This window comes from Pseudomonas sp. 18058, from assembly GCF_902706155.1.
Taxonomy (GTDB): Bacteria; Pseudomonadota; Gammaproteobacteria; order Pseudomonadales; family Pseudomonadaceae; genus Aquipseudomonas; species Aquipseudomonas rustica.
Map to the genome: position 1 here is coordinate 16055 of NZ_CACSJY010000031.1, position 22219 is coordinate 38273.

The following is a 22219-nucleotide window of genomic DNA, read 5'->3' on the forward strand; positions in this document are numbered from 1 at the left end:
TCGTCGGCCCGGTGCGGTAGTTAAACCGGTGCCAATCACACCGGTTTTTTCGCGGCGACTGTACCAGCAGTTGCCGTTTTTTTTGCCCGCCAGGTGGCGGGCGGCATGTCGAACTGGGTAATGAACCAGCGGGTGAAGGAGCTGGCCATGGAGTAGCCGAGCAAGTCGGCGATGCGGCTCAGCGAGTAGTTGGGATTTTCCAGGTAGCGCAACACCAGATCGCGTCGCACTTCATTGATCACATCGTTGAAAGCACAGCCGTCGTCCTTGAGGCGACGTTGCAGCGTGCGCACGTTCATGCCTTGGGTCTGAGCAATTTGCTCGATGGTGGCGCGGCCCATCGGCAACAGCAGATAGATAGCCTTGCGCACTTCAAGCAGCAGCGAATGGCTTTCATGACCTTGCAGAGAATCCAGATAACTCTGCGCATAGCGCGCCATGGCCGGGTCGGCGTTAGGGTTGGTGACGTCGAGGCTGGCATCGGAACAGACGATGCCGTTGAACTCGCTGCCGAACTCCAGCGTGCAGCCGAACAGGCGTCGATGCAGTTGCAGATTATCGGGCGCCTGATGTGTGAAGTTAACGCTGTAGGGATGCCAGTGCGTACCGAGCAGCGCCGAGCACAGACGGAACATCACGCCAATGGCCAACTCGGTGGCCTGTCGGCTGGGCATCGGCGTTTGCGTGACCACTTCTTCGCGAATGATCACCATCTTGCCGGCCTCTTCAACGAAGATAGCCAGCGAGTCATTCATCAAATGCCGGTATTGCACAACCACCTGCAGGGCGTCACGCAGCGTGCGCTGATGGCTGAGCAGCAAACTGACCACGCCGAAATCTGAAAGCTGACGGGATTCGGCCATGCTCAGGCCGAACGTCTGGCAGCCGCTGGCGGCCGCCGAGTCTTCCAGTAGCCGCACCGCCGAATCAATCGGAATGCGCTGCTCGGGCGCCAGCAGCTGTGCTTTGCTCAGGCCGACCGCCGCCAGTACATCACGCGGATTGAAGCCAAGGTATTGCGTGACCTCCAGGTAGTTGGTCAGGACAGCGGCGCGAACAAGCGTGGGCATGCTGGGTTCTTTCCTGGTTCGATAACGATAAGGAAGTACTGGGTGACTATATCCAGAGCATCTGCAATTGAACAGTTGCGACAGCGGCTGTGTTAACGCTGTCGCAAAGTCGTGATCGGCGATCTGTGTAGGAGCTGCCGAAGGCTGCGATCTTTTGATCTTGTTTTTGAAAGACAACGTCAAAAGATCGCAACCTGCGGCAGCTCCTACGGGGGCGGCATCCGTCCGGCGGAGGAAATTCTGTCATCAAAAGAAAAGTGCCTGACGTCCAATGAAAAGCACCCCGGCCGAGCGCTCTTTAATGTCGACACAACAAAAAGATTCTGGCGAAACAGCCAGTCGAGTCATCGAGACAGCGAAGGTGTTGACGTGGACAAATTGCAGACTGCCGCAACCGTTCTGATCGTACCGGGCCTGCGTGAGCATGTGGCCGAACATTGGCAGACGCTGCTTGAGGCGCGCCTGGAAAAAGTCCGCAGTGTGCCGCCGCTGACCACCGACAAACTCGACCTCGCTGCGCGCATTCGAGCGATTCAACAGACACTGGAGCAGATCGACGGCCCGGTGATTCTGGTCGCCCACAGCGCCGGCGTGTTGATGGTGGCGCACTGGGCGGCGCAGCACTCGCGTGCAATCAAAGGTGCATTGCTGGCGACGCCACCGGATCTCGATGCTCACTGGCCGGCGGGCTATCCGTCAGCGCAGACCCTGCAAGCGCAGGGCTGGAACCCTCTACCCCGTGGCCCATTACCGTTTCGCAGCCTGGTCGCTGCCAGCACTAACGATCACCTCGCCAGCCTCGAAGCCGTCACCCACCTTGCCGAAGGCTGGGGCGCTGAGCTGCGCTCGCTGGGAGCTGTGGGTCATCTCAACCCGGCCGCCGGTTTTGGCGCGTGGCCTGACGCCGAACTGTTGATCCAGGAACTGGATCGTTGATTCAGACGCCGGCTGGCTGAACGCCTGCCGGCACGTGCCCTCATTTCTGAAAACGTCTTCCCGCACACCGGGAAAGCGCGAGGGCGGCTGCGCTTAAAAACAACTACAAAAAAGCGGAGAAGACACGATGCACATCACCAAGCGCCATGGCCTTGCGCCTTCGCGTTACACCTTGCTGGCCTCGGCCATTCTGGCCGCAGCGCTACCGAGCGCCCATGCGGTCGAGATCGATACGGGCAACCCGGACTGGACGGCGCGGCTGGATAACACCGTCAAATACAACTACGGCGTACGCACGGAAAGTGCCGACAAACGGATGTTGGCCACGCCAAACAACAACGACGGCGATTACAACTTTCGCAAGGCCGGCACCAACATCAGCAACCGTATCGACCTGCTGACCGAGATGGACGTGGTCTACAAAAACTCGATGGGCTTTCGCGTCAGTGCGGCCAGTTGGTACGACCAGGCCTATGAAAATACCGGCTCCAATTCCAATCCTTTCGTCAATGGCAACGACGCACGATCGGGTCTGGTCGCCAATGACCCACGCCTGGCCGGTGTGACTCAAGACAACGTCGGCAACGGCAGCCCGCACCTGAGTCGCTACGCCCAGCGTTATTACACCGGGCCTTCCGGGGAAATTCTCGATGCTTTTGTGTTTTACAACACGGAAGTCGGCGAGCAATCGCTGCTGAGCCTCAAGGCCGGTCAACACAACGTGTTCTGGGGCGAAACGCTGCTCAACCCGGTGCATTCGGTCAGCTACGGCCAGTCCGGGCTGGATCTGGCGAAACTGTCGGCGTCGCCCGGCACTGAAGCCAAGGAGCTGTTCGTCCCGCGCAAGCAATTATCGACGTCCTTCACCGTCAACCCTGAACTGACGCTGGGCGCTCAGTATTTTCTTGATTGGGACGCTGCCCGTTTGCCGGAGGCCGGCACTTACTACGGCGGCTCCGATCTGGTTGGTTTCGGTGCGCAGTCTTTTCTGCTCGGCAACACCAATGGCGTGGTGCCCGGCAGCCCGCTGGGCTGCGGCGTCGCTCCGTGCAACGGCCTAACAAATGTGCGTCGCGGGCATGACCTGACGCCGGGCAGCAGTGGTGACTGGGGCGTCATGGCCAAGTGGTCGCCTGCGTGGCTCGACGGCACGCTCGGCTTTTACTACCGCAAGACCTCCGACATTCTCCCTCAAGCCTGGTTGAACGCCACCGGCCTGACATCGCTGAATGCCAACGGCAGCCGCCCGGCGGGGCAGGTGCCCGGTGTCGTCAACATCCTCAACTCATTGAGCACCAGCAGTTACCAACTGGCGTACGCCGACAACATTCAGATTTTCGGCCTGAGTTTGTCCAAGGACGTGGGCGGAGTGAGCGTCGGCTCGGATCTCAATATCCGGCACAACATGCCACTGGCGAGCATTCCGGCGATTGTCAGCTCGACCAGTCCTGCAGGGTTGGGCGCAGGTTTAGGGCTGTTGCCGGCACGTACCGCCGAGACGGGCGTGATCTACGACACGCCAAGCCGTGGCGACAGCATGAGCGCCACGGGTGACACGCTGCACTGGACGCTCAATGGTTTGATGTCACTGCCGAAGACGCCGCTGTTCGATTCGGCAACCCTGCTCTCCGAGCTGTACTACAGCAATCTGCTCAAGCTCGATGACAAGAACAAAGCGCTCTACAAAGGCGAGGACAGTTATCGCGGCATCGACGCGCCCACCCGGGATAACTGGGGCATCGCGATCAACTTTACGCCGACCTGGTACCAGGTGCTGCCGGGTGTTGATTTGAATATGCCGCTGTCGATCAACGCCGGTCTGGCCGGGGTGTCGCCGGTGTCCGGTGGCGGTGCGAAAAACACCGGCAACTATGCGGTCGGCCTCGGTGCCGTGGCGTACAACAAATACTTTATCGACCTCAAATACGTCGACGCTTTCGGCAAGACCGACAAGTGCGACACCAGCGGCCTGAGCACCGGCGCCGACCAGGCCGGCAAGGGCGATGGTTCGACCCCCAACGCGTTCAGTGGCAACCAGAACTACGCCTGTTACGGCGGCGGCTACTCGGCGTTTTCCGGTGGCGGCGCGACCACGGCTGACCGTGGCGCCGTGTACCTGACGATGAAAACCACCTTCTGATTCAACCTTGGCTCAAGTCTTACAGACAGGAGAACCACACGATGAAATTCGTCCATACAATGCTCGCCGTTTCACTGAGCATGGCGATCGCCGCGCAAGCGCAGGCCGCCGTTTCGGCGCAGGATGCGGCCAAACTGGGCAATAACCTGACCCTCGTCGGCGCGGAAAAAGCCGCCAATGCCGACGGTTCGATACCCGCTTACACGGGCGGGCTGACCACGCCGCCGGCCACCTACAAAACCGGCGACAGCATGCGCCCGGATCCTTTCGCTGACGAGAAACCGCTGCTGGTGATCGATGGCAAGAACGTGGATCAGTACAAGGGCGAGCTCTCGGCGACGGCGGTCGAACTGGCCAAGCGTTTTGCCACGTTTCACATCAATGTCTACCCGACGCACCGCACCGTCTCACTGCCTAAAGCGGTGCTGGACAACGGTGTGAAAAATGCCACGGGCGCCAAGTCGCTCGAAGGTGGTCTGGCCGTCGACAATGTTCTGCCGGGTGTGCCGTTTCCGATTCCGCAATCGGGCAACGAAGCGATGTGGAATTTCCTGCTGCGCTATCAGGGCGTCAACATCAGCTCAAAATACGACTCATGGAATGTCGACGCTGCCGGGGTTGCCAGTCTGGCTATCACCGGGCAGGCGTTCATCTCCTACCCGATCTATGAAAACCTCGCGCAACCGATCAGCAGCGCTGACGTGTATTACCAGATGAAGCTGACGTACACCGGCCCGGCGCGCCGTGCGGGTGAAGCGATGATGCTCAAGGACGCCGCCAACCCGTTGCAACAACCGCGTCGCGCCTGGCAATACCTGCCGGGGCAGCGCAGGGTCAAACTGGCGCCGAACCTGGCGTACGACACGCCGAACCCGGGCACTGCCGGTGCGGGTACTTATGACGATGTGTTCGTGTTCAACGGCGCACTGGATCGCTACGACTGGAAGCTGGTCGGCAAGCAGGAAATGATCGTGCCGTACAACACCTACAAACTGACCTATGCGCAGGATCCCAAGGCGTTGACCACCGCCAATCATGTAGCGCCTGACTACGTGCGTTGGGAGAAACACCGGGTCTGGGTGGTGGAAGGCAATCTCAAGCCCGGCGCCCGGCACATCTATCAGAAACGCCGCTTCTATCTCGATGAGGACAGCTGGACAGCGCTGGCCTCCGACCAATATGACGCCCGTGGACAGCTTTATCGCGGCTCGTTTGCCTTTCTCAGCCAGAGCTACGACAAACAGGTGCCGGACTCGACCCCTTTCATGATCTACGACCTGGTCGGCGGCACCTACAACATCAACGGCGTCGTCGGGCCTTACGGCGGCATCAAGTACATCGATCCGCTTTCGAAGGCGCAATGGTCGTCGGAGTCGTTGGTCGGCAGCGGTATTCGCTAGAGGGCGCGGTATGCATTGGCAGAAAAAATACGGCGGTGTGACGCTCGGCATGTGCCTGCTGCTGTTGCAGGGCGTCGCCCGCGCGGACGGCTATTTCGATGTGCTGGATCAGCCTGCCAGGGTCAGTGCCCTGGCAGCCAGCAGTGCGCTGTCCGGCGTGGCTCGGGCAGGGGCACGACTGGTTGCCGTTGGGCAGCGTGGGCACATCGTTTACTCCGATGACGGCGGCCAGCATTGGCAACAGGCCGCCGTGCCGGTGAGCTGCGACCTCACGGCGGTGAGTTTTTCTTCGCCGTCACAAGGCTGGGCGGTCGGTAATGACGGGGTGATTTTGCACAGCAGCGACGGCGGGGTGACGTGGCGCAAGCAGCTCGACGGGCGCCAGATCGGCCCGTTGCTGATCGAGCACTATCAGGCACTGGCCCGCGCTGAACCGGCTAACGAGCAATGGCCGTTGCTGGTTGCTGAAGGCCGGCGGCAGGTGGAGCAGGGCGCGGATAAACCGTTGCTCGACGTCTGGTTTGCCAATGATCAACTCGGCTATGCGGTCGGTGTCTTCAACCTGATTCTGCGCACCACGGACGGTGGCAAACACTGGATGCCGTTTCAGGATCGCACCGACAACCCGCAGGGTTTTCACCTCAATGCGATTGCCGCCACGGGGGATGCGCTGTACATCGCCGGCGAGCAGGGGCTGTTGCGTAAATGGGATGCAGCGCAACAGCGCTTCGTCGCCGTGCCCACACCCTATCAGGGCAGTTTTTTCGGCGTGCTTGGCAAACCGGGTGAAGTGATTGCTTACGGACTGCGCGGCAACCTTCTGCGCAGCACCGATGGCGGACGCAACTGGATCGCGCAGGACAGTGGCTTGCACACGAGCATTACCGCCGGGTTTGTCGACACTGACGGGCATTACCGGTTGTTCACTCAGGGCGGGCAGATGCTGGTCAGCCAGGGCAATGGTGCGCAGTTGCAATGGCGGCATGAGCCCGAACCGTTACCGGTGACCGGCGCAGCACAGACGGCCGATGGCGCGATGCTGGTCGTTGGTACCCGTGGTGCTTCGACACTGCGCAAAGAATAAGAAAACAACCCTAAAGGCGAGAACCCGGATATGGGCAATATCGAACAAGACAGCATGCCGGTGATCCGTGATGTACGTGATTTTGAGTGCAACTCCGGCAGTCGGCTGGAGCGCATGGTGTTCAATTTTCGCCCGCTGTTCATGTTGCTGATGGCCATGATCACCGTGGTGCTCGGTTACATGGCCGTCACCCGTCTGGAGCTGAAACCGAGCTTCGAAAAAATGATCCCGCAGAGTCAGCCGTACATTCAGAATTACCTCGAGAATCGGCAGGCGCTGCGTGGTCTTGGCAACTCGGTGCGGGTTGTGGTGGAGAACACCCGGGGCGATATTTTCGATCCTGCCTATCTGGACGTGCTCAAACAGGTCAACGATCAGTTGTTCCTCACGGCAGGCGTCGACCGCGCCTGGATGAAGTCGTTGTGGAGTCCGGCGGTACGCTGGACGGAGGTCACCGAAGAAGGCTTTCAGGGCGGCCCGGTGATGCCCGACGCCTATCAGGGCACCCCCGAGCAAATCGAGCAGTTGCGCCAGAACATCTCCCGCGCCGGCATCATCGGCAGTCTGGTGGCGAGTGATTTGAAGTCGAGCATGCTCGTGGTGCCGTTGCTGGACAAGGCTGGCGCCGGTGCTCAGCCAATCAACTACCGTGACTTCTCGCAGATGCTGGAAGAGCAATTGCGCGACAAGATCGAATTCGCCGGTGACAGCGCCGCGCGTAAGGCCGGCAAGGAGGGCGATGGCCCTTACAAAGTGCGCGTAATCGGCTTTGCCAAGCTGATGGGCGACCTGATCGATGGCCTGATTCAGGTGATGATGTTCTTCGCGCTGGCGGTGATCACATCGCTGCTCATCATTTATCTCTACACCCGGTGTGTACGCAGTACCTTGCTGGTGGTGGGTTGCTCGTTGGTCGCAGTGGTCTGGCAACTGGGCCTTGTCGCGTGGCTGGGTTATGCCATCGATCCATACTCGGTGCTGGTGCCGTTTCTGATCTTTGCCATTGGCGTATCCCACGCCGCGCAAAAAATGAACGGCATCATGCAGGACATCGCCCGGGGCACGCACAAACTGGTCGCCGCGCGCTATACCTTTCGCCGCTTGTTCATCGCCGGTGTCACTGCGTTGTTGGCGGATGCTGTCGGGTTTGCCGTGCTGATGCTGATCGACATTCCGGTGATCAAGGATCTAGCGATCACCGCCAGCATCGGTGTCGCGGTGCTGATCTTTACCTCGTTGCTGCTGATGCCGGTGGCGCTGTCTTATGTCGGCGTGGGCGCGAAGGCTGCCGAGCGTGCGCTGAAAATCGATACCCGCGCTGACAGCCACAAAGGTTTCGGCAGGTTATGGGACTGTCTCGACCGCTTCACCAGCGCCAAGTGGGCGACGGGCGCGGTGCTGGTGGCGGTGTTGATGGGGATCGGCGGATTCGCGATCAGCCTGCACCTGAAAGTCGGTGACCTGGAAAGCGGCGCGCCTGAGCTGCGCGCCGACTCACGCTACAACCGCGATAACGCCTGGATCACTGCGCATTACGCACTGTCCAGCGACCTGTTCGCGGTGATGATCAAGACCCCGCCCGAGGGCTGTCTGAGCTACAAAACACTGATCCTCGCCGATCGGCTGGCGTGGGAACTGCAACAGTCATCAGGGGTACAGGCCACTGTTTCGCTGGTCAACGCGGTTCGGCAGATCACCGCCGGTACCTATGAGGGCAACCCGAAACTCAGCAGCATCCAGCGCAATCAAGACGTCCTCAACTATGCCGCGCAGCAGGCTTCGGTCAACTCGCCAGAACTGTTCAACACCGATTGCTCGGTGATGCCGGTGATTGCCTTTCTCAAGGATCACAAGGCCGAGACCCTCGACGAGGTGGTCGCGATTGCCGACCGCTTTGCCCGCGAAAACAGCAGTGTCGAGCGCCAGTTTTTACTGGCAGCGGGCAGTGCCGGCATCGAGGCGGCGACCAATATCGTCGTGCGCGAGGCCAATCGCACCATGCTGCTGTACGTGTACGCCGCCGTCACATTGTTCTGTCTGGTGACCTTCCGCAGTTGGCGCGCGACGCTGGTGGCGTTGTTGCCGCTGGTGCTGACGTCGATTTTGTGTGAAGCGTTGATGGTGGTCATGGGCATTGGCGTGAAAGTCGCGACGTTGCCAGTGATCGCTTTGGGCGTGGGCATTGGCGTCGATTACGCGCTGTACCTGCTCAGCGTGCAGTTGCACTATCAGCGTCAAGGCCTGCCGTTATCCGCAGCGTATCGCAACGCCGTGGCGTTCACCGGGCGCGTGGTTGGGCTGGTCGGGATCACCTTGGCGGCGGGCGTGGTGTGCTGGGTCTGGTCGCCGATCAAGTTTCAGGCGGACATGGGGATTTTGCTGACGTTCATGTTTCTGTGGAACATGCTCGGAGCACTGGTGTTGATTCCAGCGTTGTCGCATTTTCTGCTGCGCGGGGTGACGGTCAAGCAATGGGTTCAGCCGCCAACCGCTGAACCCATTGAGTGCCTTAAAACTCAGGCGTGTACTTCACGCTGAACATCACGTTGCGCGGGTCGCCAAAGTTGTTGTTGCCGTTGAGCTGGTTATAAGCTGAGGTGTAGTAGCGTTTGTCGAACAGGTTGTTGGCGTTCACTGCCAGGCCAATTTCCTTGCTCAACTGGTAGCCGAGGCGAGCGCTCCACACGGTGTAACCCGCCACGTCGTAGGTGTGTTCGTAACCCAGCGTATGGCTTTGCGTGGTGAAACCGAGGCCGGTGCTGACGCGTTCCCAGTCGCCGCTGAACTGGTAATCGCCCCACACGCGCAGCATGTGTTTCGGTGTCCATGTGCTGAAGACTTTGCCTTCGTTGTCCGGGTCATCGAGGTACTTGGTGGTGTTATAGGTGTAGCCGGCGAACAGTTGCAGGTTGGTCAGCACTTCGCCGCTGATCTCGGCTTCAATGCCCTGGCTGCGGACTTTGCCGGCGGCATTGGAGCAATACCAACCGTCGCAGATCATGCCCGACGCGAGGTCGTTGACGGCGCGGTTTTCCTGGTCGTAGCGGAACACGGCCAGCGAGGTGTTGACCCGGCCGTCCATCAATTCGCCTTTGAGGCCAACTTCGTAGTTGCTGCCGACCACTGGTTTCAGCATCGTGCCGCTGGCATTGCGGTTGGTCTGCGGCTCGAACACGTCGGTATAGCTGGCGTAGACCGCCCATTCGCGGCTCAGGTCATAGACGATGCCGGCGTACGGCGTGACTTCGCCGGTTTCGTTCGCGGTGCTTTCCGGCTGCTCGATCGCCGCACCGAAGGCTCTCTGTGTCGCGTACTTGTAGCTGTAGTCATACCAACTGACGCGTGAGCCGAGTACGAGGGTCAGCGAGTCGATCGGTTTGACCCGCCAGCTGCCATACAAACCCTTCTGGCGAACGTCGTACTTGCTCGGTGTGGCTTGGCCGCCCGGTGTGTTGAGGATGCCTTCGTAGCTGATGTCCGGGCGATCGTGATCGATGTCGAAGATCGTGTCGGTGGTGTTGTTGTTAAAGGTTCGGGCGAATTTATCGTCGGAGGTGTATTTGGAATAGTTGCCGCCGAGCATCACTTCGTGGGCCATGGACAAGGCGTCGAAGTGGCCGGTGACGTTCATGTCGAGACCGAGTTTGGTCGCGTCGAAATCGGTGGCGAAATCGGCGTACTGAATGCCGCTGCCATCGGGATTGATCCCGTCGCCGCTGGTTTGCAGACGTTGACTTTTGCCCTTGTTGGTTTCGTCCATGCGCACCGCGCCGACCTTGAACGCCCAATCGTCGTTGAAGCTGTGCTGGAGGTCGGCGTACAGCGTGGTGACGTCGATGTCCAGATGGTTCCAGCGCGCGCCGCCGTAAGTCGAGCGCGGCACATTCAGCGGCTTGCCGTCGGAGTAGCGGGGCAGGCCACGGATCATCGGGCGTGACTCGCCATCGGAGTTGCTGATCGCCAGACCGAGTGTGGTGTCGTCACGCAGGTCGAAGTCCAGTGCGCCGTACAGCGAGTGGGTTTTGCTCCATTCGTAATCGACGAACGATTGGCTCTGGTCTTCGTCGGCAACGAAGCGACCGCGCACGCTGCCCGTCGAATTCAACGGGCCGCCGGCGTCCAGTTGCAGGCCGTAGTGATCCCACGAACCGGCCTTGCCGGTGATGGTCACGGTCGGCGTGTTTTGCCCGCGCTTGCGCACCAGATTGATCGCGCCGCCGGGGCTGCCGGTGCCTTGCAGCAGGCCGGAAGCACCACGGAGGATTTCCACGCGGTCGAAGAAAATCAGATCCTGCGTCGCCCAGTTGCCCAAAGCGTAAGTGTTGCGTGGGATGGGCACGCCGTCGTACTGCCAGTCATCGATCTGAAAACCGCGCGAGGTAATGATCATGCCTTTACCCACGCCCTGAACGCCGACCAGACCGGTGGTTTTGTTGACCGCGTCTTTCAGATCAACCAGATCCTGATCATCCAGCTGCTTGCGCGTCATCACGGTGATCGACTGCGGAATTTCCTTGAGCGTGTGCGTGCCTTTGCCGATGGTCACAGCGCGCGCGGCGTAGGAGCCCGAACCTTCGGTAGTGGTGGCGTCGAGGCTGCGTTCAACGATGTTGGTGGCGTCCAGTTGCAGCGAGGCGCTGTTGTCGCTGGCCGGCTCGACACTGAAGTTGCCTTGCCCCGTGACGCGCAGCTGCAAACCGCTGCCCGCGAGTGCCTTTTGCAGCGCTTGCTCGGCTGGCATCTGCCCGATCACCGCCGGCGCGCGCTTGCCGTGCACCAGCGCGGGTTCCAGCGAAATGATCTGCCCGCTCTGGCCGGCAATCGCGTTTAGCGTACTGGCGAGTGGGCCGGCCGGTAGGTTGAACGATAAGTCTTGCGCCAGCGCTGAGGTGCTCAGTGTCGCCAGAGCAACGGCTGCAGAAAGGTTACGGGGCCATGTGTTGAACACAACAATCTCCTGTTTTTGTTAAAGCGTCAGGAGATAGGTCGGATGAGAAATGAAAACCGGACACAAACAAGAATGATTTCCATAAAATATTTTTTCGCATTCATCTTTTGCTGATCATGGTCAGCCACGGGCTGTAGCGATTGATGCGGATTGGCAGGGTTTCGGCCAAGGCGTCCAGGGTTCGATCGGGGGCGTCGAGCGGGAACACGCCCTGCACCCGCAAGCCGCGCACTTCGGGGGCGACGCGCACAAATCCTCGGCTGTAAGGGCGCAGCGCCTCGACCACTTGCTCAAGGGATTCATCGAGCACGTTCAAGCGGCCGTTCAACCATTCGGCGCGACCGCGTTCATCGTCGCTGGCCAAGGTGATGTTGCGCGTGGAGAGCAGCGCTGCCTGACCTTCCTTGACCACTTGCGTGGTGCCATCGAACAACCGCGCTTCGACCGAATGCTGCAACACCACCAGGCGGCTGGCGTCCGCTTCCTGAGCGACGAGGAAGCGAGTGCCCAACGCGCGCATTTCGCCCTCGGCGGTGCGTACGATCAGTGGGCGATTCGCATCCGGCGCGACATCGATCACCAGCTCGCCCCGGCGCAGGATGACCAGGCGCTGGCGGTCATTGAAACGCAGATCCACCGCGCTCTCGGCGTTCAGGCTCAAGCGGCTGCCATCGGCCAGATTGAAGTTCTGCCGCTGACCGCGAGCGGTGTGCAAATCGGCCAGCAGCGATTCGCCGAGCTGAGTTTTGCTGCCCAGCAACAGACCGCCGCCAAGCAGGCCGAGACCGGCGATTACGCGCAAGGCGTCGCGCCGCGAAGCCTGGGGTTGCAGCAAGACCTGACGAGCTTCGCCGGCCTGACCGGGTAAACGTTGATCCAGTGTGCGAAACGGTTTGAACGTATCGCCGAGGCGTTCCTGCAATGTGTCCCAGGCCTGACGGTGCGCGCGATCCATCAACAACCAGGCGTTGAAACGCTCCTGCAGTCTGGCGTCGGGTGTGCCGGCGCGCAGCTTGACCATCCAGTCGATGGCCTGCTCGGTGACCGGGTCGATGCGCCGCTTGCTCATGGCGCCACCTCGCACAGATAGCACTGCAGCAACGCCTGTTTCATGTAGCGACTGACCGTGCGTTCCGACAGCCCGAGTTTCTGCGCAATCGCCACATAGCTGAGGCCATCGAGTTGGCTATAGAGGAACGTGGTTTTGACGATCAGCGGCAAGCCATCAATGGCGCGGTCAATCGCGACCAGCGCTTCGATCAGTTGCAATTGTTCTTCAGGGGAGGGCGCCAGTGCTTCGGGCAGCGTCGACAAACGCTCAAGGTAGGCCAACTCCAGCTTGCGCCGACGATGACGATCAAACACCAGACGACGGGCAATGGTCGACAGGTAAGCGCGCGGCTGTTCAATGCTGTCCGGGTCGACGCGCGCCACCAGCAATTGGCAAAACGTATCGGCAACGGTGTCCTCGGCGTCCGCATGGTTGCGCACTTGGCGATTGATATGTTGCAGCAGCCAACGGTGATGATCGCTGAAGAAAAATCCCAGCTTGCTGGACGGAGGAGAGTGCACTGGTGGGCTTTTCCAGATGTTAGTGAGAATCTCTCTCAATATTACCTGTGCCGTCAGATGCAGCGCAATGTTCCTGAAGGGCCACAAATGGGCTCTCGCACACTTCACGCGTCATTCAAGAGGTTTTGCTCTGTAAGTCTTGTAGAGTTTCTGGACTTCGGGATTATCCAGTTTTTCATAGGTGATGCCTTCCTTGTCCAAACCATCCAGTCCCTTTATCCCACCAATCATTTCCGGCCATTCGTCTCGGCTGGTGATATCCATTACGAATGGTCGAAGGTATTCATCGAGATGACCTTCGCAAGGGGCGCCAATTTCGTCACTGAGCGCGCGCAGGTAAACGTCTTTGTATGTTTTTGACCAGTCGATTGCGAATCTGGCGCGGTAGCTCAACTCCATGTAGATGAGCAAAATCGTTCGGCCATTGCCATCGAGGAACGGGTGGGCGGACGCAAGCTGTCCCATCACCTCGCCTGGACGATCCCGGAAGCGTTTTTTGTTTGCGGCGAGCTCCAATGCGTATTCGACTGACCTTTTGATCAGCTCGGGGCGTTCGAATACGGTATGGCGAGGATCGTCCGGTGATCCCTTGAAAACAGCCAGGTGGGGCACGAGTTCGTTCCTGTCTTTACCTGCCCAAGGGTAAAAACCGGAGAAAAGGGTTTCGTGTGTTTTAAGTACGGCTTTGTAGTCGATGGGCTTTTTCTTGGCCAGATAGGCTAGTGCGTCATCGATGCTTGCTTCAAAGGCGAGATGTTCAGATTCTTTAACTTCGAGAGGGTCTTTCAACTTAAGCGAGTTTTGCAGATAGCCTTCAGTGTCGAAATCGCCGAAGGGGTCGAAAGTCATGCGCTGAGCTGCTTTTTGCTGCGCCTTTTTTCCTGAAGGTACCGGCCCTGAAGGGCCATGATTTCAGACTTGCTCAGCACGCCTTTCCTTTTCAGATTGACGAGCAATTGTTCAACGCCATCGAGTTCGACGGCATCACCTGCCAGACGCGTAATCGTCACTGCCATGCGGCTCAGGCTATCGCGATCGCCGGTAACCTTATGCGCTTTGGCGAGCTTACGAACTTCAGTGGCGACACTGTCGGTCATTTTCAACGTCCTCAATTTTTCTCCCTCAAATCATAGCATGGCGTCTGATCTGCAAATTTGCCAGACAGCGCCTGACCCGTCAGCAAGCAGATTGATACGGCGAATGTACAAATGCTTATTGTCCCATTTGAGTTGACGGTGAAACGCTTTTCAGCCGATTTATCCTTTTTCAATGCGTCAGTAATCTGTACCCAACTTGAACGCAACAACAAATCCAACATTGAAAAAGGACGCACACCATGACCACTCCAACCTACAACCGCTTGAACAAAGACGACGCTATCGTGCTGCTGGTTGATCACCAGACCGGTTTGATTTCGCTGGTACAGGACTTCTCGCCGAACGAGTTCAAGAACAACGTGCTGGCACTCGCTGACCTGGCGAAGTTCTTCAACCTGCCGACCATCCTCACCACCAGTTTCGAACAAGGCCCGAACGGCCCGCTGGTACCGGAGCTGAAAGAGATGTTCCCGGATGCGCCGTACATTGCTCGCCCAGGTCAGATCAACGCTTGGGATAACGAAGACTTTGTTAAGGCGATCAAGGCGACGGGTCGCAAGCAGATCATCATTGCCGGTGTGGTGACTGATGTGTGTGTGGCGTTCCCGACTCTGTCGGCGCTGGCGGAAGGGTTTGAGGTGTTTGTGGTGACGGATGCTTCCGGTACTTTCAATACCACCGTGCAGCAAGCGGCGTGGAGCCGCATGACGCAGGCCGGTGCGCAGTTGATGAACTGGTTCTCGGTGGCGTGTGAGCTGCATCGCGACTGGCGCAACGATATCGAAGGGTTGGGTAACTTGCTGTCGCAGCGGATTCCTAACTATCGCAACCTGATGAATGGCTACTCGGTGCTGACGGCTCAGAAAAAATAAACTGACCTGCTAAACCAAAGCCTGCCCTGAAAAGCAGGCTTTGTCGCACCGACGATTAACTTGTGGCGAGGGGATTTATCCCCGTTGGACTGCGCAGCAGGCCCCTGCTTTTTCAGTTAAGAAGCGGGGGCCGCTGCGCAGCCCAACGGGGATAAATCCCCTCGCCACAGTTACGGCATCATCCTATTCACCGGTGGTGGCCATCAGGCCACTGACGCGAGAAACCAGTGTTTCGATAGCAAACGGCTTGGTCAGCACCTGCATCCCCGGGCCGAGTTGGCCGTTGCCGATCACCGAATGTTCTGCATAACCGGTAATGAACAACGTCTTCAACTGCGGGCGGATTTCCCGGCCGGCATCGGCCATTTGCCTGCCGTTCATGCCGCCCGGCAAACCGACGTCGGTAACCAGCAAATCGATGCGTGCATTGGAGCGCAGTGCCGCCAGCCCTTCAACGCTGTCGGCGGCGACGAGTACGTCATAGCCGAGGTCGCACAGCACATCCGCCAGCAGCAGGCGCACCGTGGGTTCGTCATCGACAATCAAAATGGTCTCGCCCACAGCGGTCACCGCAATCGATGTGCTTTGCGTGTCGTCGTGATTTTGCGGCGCCTGGCCGTGATAGCGGGGCAGGTAGATTGACATCGTGGTGCCTTGGCCCACTTGCGAATGGGCGCGCACCTGGCCACCCGATTGCTTGGTGAACCCGTAAATCATCGACAACCCCAGGCCCGTGCCCTGGCCCAAAGGCTTGGTGGTGAAAAACGGGTCAAAGGCTTTGGCGATGATTTCGGCGGACATGCCGGTGCCGGTGTCGGCCACACTCAGGCAAAGGTACTGCCCGGCGGGCATCTCCAACGCCTGAGCAGATTCGTCATCCAGTGTTCGATTGGCTGTTTGCACGGTGATGCGTCCGCCATCGGGCATCGCATCACGGGCGTTAATGCATAAATTCAACAGTGCATTTTCCAGCTGACTCCCATCGACCAACGCTGGCCAGAGGTCGCTTGCGCCTTCGGTTTTCAGCAGGATGCTCGGGCCGACGGTGCGCTGGATCAATTCAGTCATGCCGACGATCAAGATATTGACGTCGGTTGGCCGTGGATCGAGTGTTTGCCTTCTGGAGAACGCCAGCAAGCGATGGGTCAGAGCAGCCGCACGTTTGGTGGCGCCCTGCGCCGTGACCATGTACTTGTCGACGTCCTCCAGGCGACCTTGGGCGATGCGTCTTTCCATCAGCTCAAGCGCTGCGGAAATGCCGGCCAGCAGGTTATTGAAATCATGCGCCAGCCCACCAGTAAGTTGCCCGACGGCTTCCATTTTTTGCGATTGGCGCAACTTCTCTTCGGCCTGCATGAGGTCAGCCGTGCGCGCCGTCACCCGTTGCTCCAAAGTGTCATTCAGCGCACGCAGTGCCGAAATCGCGCGGTCTCGGTCAGCCTCGACATTGCGCCGGTCTTCGACATCAATGAGTACGCCGGGAAAGCGCAACGGGGAACCATCATCGTCACATTCGACGCGTCCGTTAGCCTCAATCCAAGTGTATTTGCCATCCGCACCGCACACCCGATACTGGTGGGAATAGGGGCCGCCACGGGCGATGACTTCGTTAATCGCGCGGGTGAGTCCGTCCCTGTCATCGGGGTGCACGGTTTGCACCACTTGCTCCAGACTCAAACCGTCGCGACCCAGCGTCGGATCAAGGTTGAACACCCGGGCAAAGGCTTCATCGACGGTGAAGCGATCAGTCGGCAGATGCCAGTGCCAAGTGCCGATAATTGCACCGGCGGCGAGGGCCAGTTGCACACGCTCGACGTTCTCGCGGGCCACGGCCTCGCTGACCCGCAGACGCTCCTCGGCGTCGCGACGCGCGGTCACGTCGCTGAAAAAAATCGCAATCTGTCGATCGGCAGGATCGCCAACGCTCACGGCGCGCACATCAAACCAGCGCTCAAAGGTATTCGCGTAATTCTCGAAATTCGCCGGCTCGCCGGTTTTGGCGACATGCCCATAAGTCTCGAACCAAAAACTCTCCAGATTGGGCGCAAATTCGGTGACCCATTTACCCCGCAAGTTGACCCCGGCCTGACGCTCGAACGCCGGGTTGGCCTCAACAAAGCAGTAGTCGACGGGACGGTCGTCAGCGTCGAATTTGACTTTGACGATGGCGAACGCCGCTTCGATGGTTTCCAGAATCGTGCGGAAGCGCTCTTCGCTGAGGCGCAAGGCGTTTTCGGCATGGCGTGAGCGCGTCAGGTCGAGCATGGCGCCGATCATGCGTTCGGCCCGACCCTCGGCGTTGCGCATCAGATACCCGCGATCGACGACCTCGGCGTAGGAGCCGTCTTCGCAGCGAAACCGGTATTCGGCGCTCCAGTCGGTAGACGTGCCATCAATGACGGCGCGGATCGACGCCTCAACGCGCGGCCGATCCTGCGGATGAATCCGCGCAAAACACCAGTCGCTGTTGGTCTCGGTGGCGATTGCCGTGTAGCCGTAAGCCTGTTGCAGGGCTTCGTTCCAGGTGATCCGGTCAGCGGTCAGATCCCAATCCCAGACCGCATCGCTGGTCGCCTTGACGGCCAATCGATAGCGCTCCTTGGTTTCGGCAACCGCACGGCTCGCCAAATGCAATTGATCAGCCAGGTCCTGCGCGCTGTCCTGCTTGGCGGCTCCGGCGTTGCCCAACGCCAGACGCAGCCGCGTGACCTCGGCCTCAAGCTCCTCGCGAGTAAGATGTTCCAGGATGTCACCCTTCGTGCGTTATTGGTTTTGGGGTCTGACTGCCATTGCTCACGCAGGCGCATCACTCATTGACACGATTGACCTGCCGCACAGAGGTTAAGTTGCACCGGGAAAGAAGGGCAATCCCCGGTGCGTTGTTTGATGCTGGCCGCCGTCAGCCGTGCACGGGGTAATCGGTATACCCTTCGCCGTTGCCGCCATACACGGTGGCCGGGTTCAGCGCATTGAGGGGCCAGTCATTGGCGATACGCGCGGGCAGATCCGGGTTGGCCATGAACGGGCGTCCGAAGGCGACAAAATCAGCCAGTCCGGATTCGAGCAAGCGGGCCCCGGATTCAGCGTTATAGCGTCCGGCATAAATGATTGCGCCGCTGAAGGTCTCGCGCACGGCCTGACGAAATGACAACGGCATTGCCGGCGCATCGTCCCAATCGGCTTCGGCGATGGACAGGTAGGCGATGCCGACGTCTTGCAAAACTTTGATCGCTTCGATGTAAGTGGTGTGTGGATCTTCCTCGACCATGCCCAGGTAAGTCCGCGCTTCATCGGTGGTGGTGAACAACGGCGCGAAACGCACACCGACTTTTTCCTTGCCGATGCACTCGGCGACACCCGCCACCACTTCACGCAAAAAGCGCAGGCGATTGTGCAGCGAACCGCCGTACTGATCGTCGCGAAGATTGCTGTGCGCGGAGATGAACTGATTGACCAGATAACCATTGGCGCAATGCAGTTCGATGCCGTCGAAACCGGCGTCCATCGCATTGCGCGCGGCTTGAATGTACAGCTGAATCAGTTCCTGAACTTCATCGGTGCTCAATGCACGCGGGGCCGACGGGGCGACCAGTTCACCCACGCCCGGCGCGGTTTCGATGAACACGCTGACACGCTCGGTGGCCAGCGCCGAGGCCGATACCGGCGCTGCGCCATTCGGTTGCAGTGCCGTGTGGGAGACGCGGCCGACATGCCACAGTTGCGCGAAAATCACACCGTCAACGGCGTGCACCGCTTCCGTGACTCTGCGCCATCCAGCGATTTGCTCCGGGGTATGAATGCCGGGTGTCCAGGCGTAACCCTGACCGCGTGGTTCGATCTGCGTGCCTTCGGTCACCAGCAGACCGGCGCCGGCCCGTTGCTGGTAATACTCGGCCATCAACTCATTGGCAATATTGCCCGGTTGCGTGCTGCGCTGGCGGGTGAGGGGCGGCAGGACGATACGGTTTTTCAGGGTGTGCAGGCCAAGCGTCGCGGGTTGGAAATAAGGGCTGTTGTGCATGGAGGTACCTTGTTCGACTGGTCTTATTAGACCAGTCGACTATTTCGAGAATAAAAATAAAACCGCGTAGCACGGTGATGAGGTTGAGCGATGAATCAGCCGAGCATTTTCAACAGTTTATCGGCGACAGCGGCAGAGCTGGCAGGATTCTGGCCGGTGACCAACTGGCCGTCCGCAACCACATGCACCTGCCAGTCAGCGACTTTGGAGTAACGCCCGCCGAGACGCTGAAACTCGTCTTCGATCAGGAACGGCACCACGTCGGTCAGGCCGACGGCGGCTTCTTCCGAATTGGTGAAACCGGTCACCTGGCGATGCTGAATCAGCGGCTTGCCTGCCGCATCGACGACGTGACGCAACACGCCCGGCGCATGGCAGACAAAGCCGTGGGGCTTGTTGCTGCGGGCAAAGGCTTCGATCAACGCGATCGAGTGCGAGTCTTCGGCCAGATCCCACAGCGGGCCATGGCCGCCGGGATAAAACACAGCATCGAAATCCTCTGCGCTGACCTCGGCCAGACGCCCGGTGCTGGCCAGTGCCTGCTGCGCTGCCGGGTCGTTGCGAAAGCGATCGGTTTCAGCAGTCTGCGCGCCGGGCTCATCGCTTTTCGGATCGAGCGGCGGCTGGCCACCGGCCGGCGACACCAAGGTGATCTGCGCACCGGCATCCTTGAAGGCGTAGTAGGGCGCGGCAAACTCTTCGAGCCAGAAGCCGGTTTTACGGCCGGTGTTGCCGAGCTGATCGTGGGAAGTCAAAACCATCAGAATTTTCATAGAGCACCCTGGTTTGATCGGTGACGTCGTGGCGCAAAGGATTCGCGTCACGCTGATACCCGCAAATGCGGTTGACGGGGCGCAGCATAGTTTCCAATTAGACCAGTCGTCTAGTAATTTTTTATCAACAGGTTTTTACTCGGCAGGTATGGCAAACTCGCCATCCTCTGAAATAAACGACTGGTCTATTGCCTGGTAATTTGCCCCCCATGAAACCGACCTACGACGACACCCGCCAACACTTGCTCGACACCGGCCACCGGATGATGGCCGAGAAGGGCTTCACCAGTGTCGGCCTCAACGAAATCCTGCAAACGGCTGGCGTGCCCAAGGGCTCGTTCTATCACTACTTCAAATCCAAAGAGCTTTACGGCCAGGCCTTGCTCGAGGATTACTTCGTCGGTTATCTGGCCGACATGGAGCGGCGCCTGACCCTGCCGGGGCTGACCGCCTATGAACGGCTGATGGATTACTGGCAGGGCTGGCAAGACCGCTGCACCCTCGAAGGCCACGGCGATGAGTGCCTGGTGGTAAAACTCAGCGCCGAAGTTGCCGACCTGTCCGAATCGATGCGCCTGACCCTGCGCGACGGCGCCGAGCAAGTGGTCTCGCGCATCACGCTGTGCATCGAGCAAGGCCAAGCCAAAAAGACCCTGCCGACCGGTGATGCCCGGCATCTGGCGGAAACCCTGTATCAGCTGTGGCTGGGCGCCAGTTTGCTGAACAAATTGCAGCGTACGGGGCAGTCGCTGAACACCTCGATGGCAATGACCAAAACACTGTTGGCCAGCTAATTTGGCTTGATGGTGAGCACGTGCACCGTTCGTCCAGTACCCGGCACTTGCGCGGTGCCGTTGTCTCTCACCTTTAAGCGCGGATTTTCCGTGCGGCCAAGTGGAGAGCCAGTCATGGACATCGATGAAAATGCACCGGGCAACAAGTCGCAGCAAGACGTGACGCGCACCACGGACAATGAAACGGGACACGACCCGAAACGCGATCAACCAGAGGTTCCATTGCCTGCCGATGACGAGTCACCGCTCGACGAGGACATGACGGATGTGGACGCCGCCAACTCGGTATCGAGTGAGCATCCGCCAGCGCAGTGAGGGGATTGCCATGAGCACGTCATTCAAGGTCGGCGACGCGGTGCGCTGGAACAGCGAGGCCGGCGAGATTCGCGGCACGGTGGTCAAGGTGCATACGCGGGATGTCGAGTTCATGGGACGGCATCGACCTGCTTCAAAGCAAGAGCCCCAGTACGAAGTCAAAAGCGACAAGACCGGGCATTTGGCGATGCATCATGCGGCGGCATTGCAGGTGAATCACAGCGTGAGCCACCCAATAAAATAAACAGTGGTGAGAAGGTTTAACCCAATGCTTTGTGCTCCTTTCAGGCATTCACCTGCTGACGGGTAGCCCACCAGCACAGCAATGACCCCACCGTCACCAGCACCGCGCCCTGCCAAAACTGCACATTCAGCGCCGCACCCAACCACACCGCGCCAAACGCCGATGACAGCACCGGCGCGGAATACGAGGCGGTGGCGAGTAACGTGAGGTTGCCACGCAAAATACCCATGTTCCACAACGCATAGCCACCGGCCATGGCCGTGCTGGCGGCGATCAGCTCCAGACTGTTGCGCAGGGAGAATGCCGGCATTATCTCGCCGCTCACTGCGTATTTGCCCCACAGGACAATGGCCGTCAGCACGAAAAACAGCACCACAAGATTCTGTCCTCCGGCATAACGCCGGGTGATGTTGCAGTACAACGCGAACGTGATCGCACAGGCCAGCGCCAGACTGTAACTGAGCGGATTGGACTGAACGTTGGCGACAATGGAGTCCACCGACAAGCCCTCGCCGCTGACCACCCAGACTATGCCGAACAATGCCAGCGCCGTGCCTGGGACAATCATCCAGCGCGCCTTTTGCCCGTTCATGACAATCGCCAGCAACACGGTCAGGCACGGCCACAAGTAATTGACCACTCCCAGCTCAATCGCTTGATGACGACTGTTGGCGAACCCCAGCGCCAGCGACAGGCACACTTCATACGCCACAAACAACGCGCTGCCGCCGATCAGATAACGCCACGATGTCGCCCGCAAACGCGGTCGCCCCAACAGGGCCACGAGCATGACGGCCCCCAGCGAATAGATCAGCGCCGAACCCGCCAAGGGGCCGAACATCTCACTAACGCTGCGGATCAATGCGGCGGCGGTGCTCCACAAGACAATCGCCAACAAGCCACAGGCTGTGGCGCCACGTTCACTTCTGACTGACATCAACGCTCTCTGAGTT

At 59.4% G+C, this 22219-nt stretch carries 19 protein-coding genes; 9 read left to right on the plus strand and 10 right to left on the minus strand.

What is annotated here, in order from left to right:
* Window positions 1-35 precede the first annotated feature (35 nt).
* Window positions 36-1070: an AraC family transcriptional regulator gene (locus tag GVL50_RS17560; RefSeq protein WP_053119483.1), complete on the minus strand. Its 1035-nt coding sequence runs from the start codon at window positions 1068-1070 to the stop codon at window positions 36-38.
* A 369-nt stretch (window positions 1071-1439) separates the two neighbouring features.
* Between GVL50_RS17560 and GVL50_RS17565 the strand changes: the two genes are divergently transcribed.
* The 5 genes from GVL50_RS17565 to GVL50_RS17585 all read left to right on the plus strand — a co-directional run bounded on the left by GVL50_RS17565 (window position 1440) and on the right by GVL50_RS17585 (window position 9168).
* Window positions 1440-2006, plus strand: a complete 567-nt coding sequence (locus tag GVL50_RS17565; protein ID WP_159814518.1) for an alpha/beta hydrolase — start codon at window positions 1440-1442, stop codon at window positions 2004-2006.
* 127 nt (window positions 2007-2133) lie between these two features.
* Complete coding sequence (locus GVL50_RS17570) at window positions 2134-4146, plus strand: DUF1302 domain-containing protein (protein WP_159814520.1); 2013 nt, start codon at window positions 2134-2136, stop codon at window positions 4144-4146.
* 41 nt (window positions 4147-4187) lie between these two features.
* Entirely contained in the window at window positions 4188-5546 is a 1359-nt protein-coding gene (locus tag GVL50_RS17575) for a DUF1329 domain-containing protein (protein ID WP_159814522.1), read from the plus strand.
* A 10-nt stretch (window positions 5547-5556) separates the two neighbouring features.
* Window positions 5557-6630, plus strand: a complete 1074-nt coding sequence (locus tag GVL50_RS17580; RefSeq protein ID WP_159814524.1) for a YCF48-related protein — start codon at window positions 5557-5559, stop codon at window positions 6628-6630.
* Window positions 6631-6660: 30 nt separating this feature from the next.
* Window positions 6661-9168, plus strand: coding sequence for an RND family transporter (locus GVL50_RS17585; protein ID WP_159814526.1), 2508 nt, complete (start codon window positions 6661-6663; stop codon window positions 9166-9168).
* On the opposite strand, the gene GVL50_RS17590 is transcribed toward GVL50_RS17585, so the two are convergent.
* From GVL50_RS17590 to GVL50_RS17610, 5 genes are all read right to left on the minus strand, one after another.
* Window positions 9140-11578, minus strand: a complete 2439-nt coding sequence (locus GVL50_RS17590; protein WP_159814528.1) for a TonB-dependent siderophore receptor — start codon at window positions 11576-11578, stop codon at window positions 9140-9142. The genes GVL50_RS17585 and GVL50_RS17590 overlap by 29 nt on opposite strands.
* 100 nt (window positions 11579-11678) lie before the next feature.
* Window positions 11679-12647, minus strand: coding sequence for a FecR domain-containing protein (locus GVL50_RS17595; protein WP_159814530.1), 969 nt, complete (start codon window positions 12645-12647; stop codon window positions 11679-11681).
* Window positions 12644-13150 carry a sigma-70 family RNA polymerase sigma factor gene (locus tag GVL50_RS17600; RefSeq protein ID WP_053119498.1) on the minus strand — a complete coding sequence of 169 codons (507 nt, stop codon included), beginning with the start codon at window positions 13148-13150 and terminating at the stop codon, window positions 12644-12646. Before GVL50_RS17600 ends, GVL50_RS17595 begins: the two co-directional genes overlap by 4 nt.
* 111 nt (window positions 13151-13261) lie before the next feature.
* Window positions 13262-13999, minus strand: coding sequence for a Fic family protein (locus GVL50_RS17605; protein WP_159814532.1), 738 nt, complete (start codon window positions 13997-13999; stop codon window positions 13262-13264).
* Window positions 13996-14247: a hypothetical protein gene (locus GVL50_RS17610; RefSeq protein ID WP_159814535.1), complete on the minus strand. Its 252-nt coding sequence runs from the start codon at window positions 14245-14247 to the stop codon at window positions 13996-13998. The genes GVL50_RS17605 and GVL50_RS17610 overlap by 4 nt, the downstream gene beginning before the upstream one ends.
* A gap of 239 nt (window positions 14248-14486) precedes the next feature.
* Between GVL50_RS17610 and ycaC the strand changes: the two genes are divergently transcribed.
* Window positions 14487-15119: an isochorismate family cysteine hydrolase YcaC gene (gene ycaC / locus GVL50_RS17615; RefSeq protein WP_159814537.1), complete on the plus strand. Its 633-nt coding sequence runs from the start codon at window positions 14487-14489 to the stop codon at window positions 15117-15119.
* A 183-nt stretch (window positions 15120-15302) separates the two neighbouring features.
* Here ycaC and GVL50_RS17620 read toward each other — a convergent pair whose 3' ends face one another.
* From GVL50_RS17620 to GVL50_RS17630, 3 genes are all read right to left on the minus strand, one after another.
* Window positions 15303-17813, minus strand: a complete 2511-nt coding sequence (locus GVL50_RS17620) for a PAS domain-containing protein (RefSeq protein ID WP_159814603.1) — start codon at window positions 17811-17813, stop codon at window positions 15303-15305.
* Window positions 17814-18018: 205 nt separating this feature from the next.
* Window positions 18019-19140 (minus strand): alkene reductase, encoded by a 1122-nt coding sequence (locus GVL50_RS17625; RefSeq protein WP_159814539.1) that lies wholly within the window; start codon window positions 19138-19140, stop codon window positions 18019-18021.
* A 95-nt stretch (window positions 19141-19235) separates the two neighbouring features.
* Window positions 19236-19913: a type 1 glutamine amidotransferase domain-containing protein gene (locus GVL50_RS17630; protein WP_159814541.1), complete on the minus strand. Its 678-nt coding sequence runs from the start codon at window positions 19911-19913 to the stop codon at window positions 19236-19238.
* A gap of 209 nt (window positions 19914-20122) precedes the next feature.
* Between GVL50_RS17630 and GVL50_RS17635 the strand changes: the two genes are divergently transcribed.
* From GVL50_RS17635 to GVL50_RS17645, 3 genes are all read left to right on the plus strand, one after another.
* On the plus strand, window positions 20123-20707 hold the full coding sequence (locus tag GVL50_RS17635) for a TetR/AcrR family transcriptional regulator (protein ID WP_159814543.1): 585 nt from the start codon (window positions 20123-20125) through the stop codon (window positions 20705-20707).
* Window positions 20708-20821: 114 nt separating this feature from the next.
* A complete protein-coding gene (locus GVL50_RS17640) occupies window positions 20822-21022 on the plus strand; it encodes a hypothetical protein (RefSeq protein WP_053119506.1) in 201 nt (66 codons plus the stop codon).
* Between the two features lie 10 nt (window positions 21023-21032).
* Window positions 21033-21266 (plus strand): DUF2945 domain-containing protein, encoded by a 234-nt coding sequence (locus tag GVL50_RS17645; protein ID WP_159814545.1) that lies wholly within the window; start codon window positions 21033-21035, stop codon window positions 21264-21266.
* 40 nt (window positions 21267-21306) lie between these two features.
* On the opposite strand, the gene yddG is transcribed toward GVL50_RS17645, so the two are convergent.
* Window positions 21307-22203: an aromatic amino acid DMT transporter YddG gene (gene yddG / locus GVL50_RS17650; RefSeq protein ID WP_159814547.1), complete on the minus strand. Its 897-nt coding sequence runs from the start codon at window positions 22201-22203 to the stop codon at window positions 21307-21309.
* Window positions 22204-22219: the final 16 nt, after the last annotated feature.